The organism is Mycobacterium sp. TH-M106, from assembly GCF_057473765.1.
Window position 1 is genome coordinate 1 of record NZ_JBYCLE010000056.1, and the last position, 1,302, is coordinate 1,302.

Consider the following 1,302-nt stretch of genomic DNA (forward strand, 5'->3'; position numbering starts at 1 on the left):
TTGGCCCACTCCTGCCAGCCGTCCAGGGTGCGCCGCGGCTGCGACGCCCCGCCCGGCATCACCACCGCACCGACATAGGGGGCCTGGAACACCCGAAACGGCGTGTCGGCGAAGAACTCCGCGCACTCGACCAGTTCCAGGGAGAACCGAAGGTCGGGTTTGTCGGAGCCGAAGCGGCGCATCGCGTCGGCGTAGCTGATCCGCGGCAGCGGCAGCGGCAGGTCGTGGCCGATCAGCCCCCACAGCGCCTTGAGCACCTGCTCGGACACCGCGATGACGTCCTCGGCGTCGACGAAGCTCATCTCCAAGTCGAGCTGGGTGAACTCGGGCTGGCGGTCGGCGCGGAAGTCCTCGTCGCGGTAGCAGCGCGCGATCTGGTAGTAGCGCTCCATTCCGGCCACCATCAGCAGCTGTTTGAACAGCTGCGGACTCTGCGGCAGCGCGTAAAAGGAGCCCGGCTGCAACCGGGCCGGCACCAGGAAGTCGCGGGCACCCTCCGGGGTGGATCGGGTCAGGGTCGGGGTTTCGATCTCGACGAAGTCGTGTTCGGCCAGCACCGCCCGTGCGGCAGCGTTCACCTTGGAGCGCAAGCGAATCGCCGCACCCGGACCGTCGTCGCGGCGCAGATCCAGATACCGGTAGCGCAGCCGGGCCTCCTCCCCGGCCGGCTCGTCGAGCTGAAAGGGCAGCGCCGCGCACTCGCCGAGCACCCGCAACGCCGTCGCGTTGATCTCGATCTCCCCGGTGGCCAGCTCGGGGTTCTCGTTGCCGGCCGGGCGGACCTCGACGACGCCGTCGACGGCCAGACAGACCTCGGCACGCAGCCGGTGCGCGGCGGCCAGCACGCCGGCCTCACTGACGTCACGAAACACCACCTGCGCTACCCCGGACGCGTCGCGCAGGTCGATGAAGATCACCCCGCCGTGGTCACGGCGGTGCGCCACCCACCCGGCTAGCGTCACCGTGCGCCCGGCGTCGGTGGCCCGCAACGCGCCGGCGTCGTGGCTGCGCAGCACAAATACTCCCCTAAATAGACGGTTTGACGGCCTGCCCAGTGTAAAGGGGCCGGGTACCCACGGTGACGGGCCCGGCTGACCATCGCCGACGGCGCCACTGGCCGGTTGGTGCTTTAAAGCGTGTCGAACAACTCTGCTGAGTGTTCGTCACCGCCCTTCTCGGGCGTCGTCGGTTCAGGCTGCTGGTGTGGCGTGAACGTCAGTTCCCGCGTCAGCCGGGCTGGTTTCACCAACACGCAGGTGTTGGTCAGAGCCGTCCCGTCGGCGGGCGTTGGTGGCCCGGCCT

General features: G+C 69.3%; 1 protein-coding gene. It reads right to left on the minus strand.

From position 1 onward, the window contains the following. The coding region (gene aspS / locus AC2VOP_RS01890) for an aspartate--tRNA ligase (protein ID WP_486959390.1) at nt 1-1,055 on the minus strand (1,055 nt) is incomplete at its 3' end. Nucleotides 1,056-1,302: the final 247 nt, after the last annotated feature.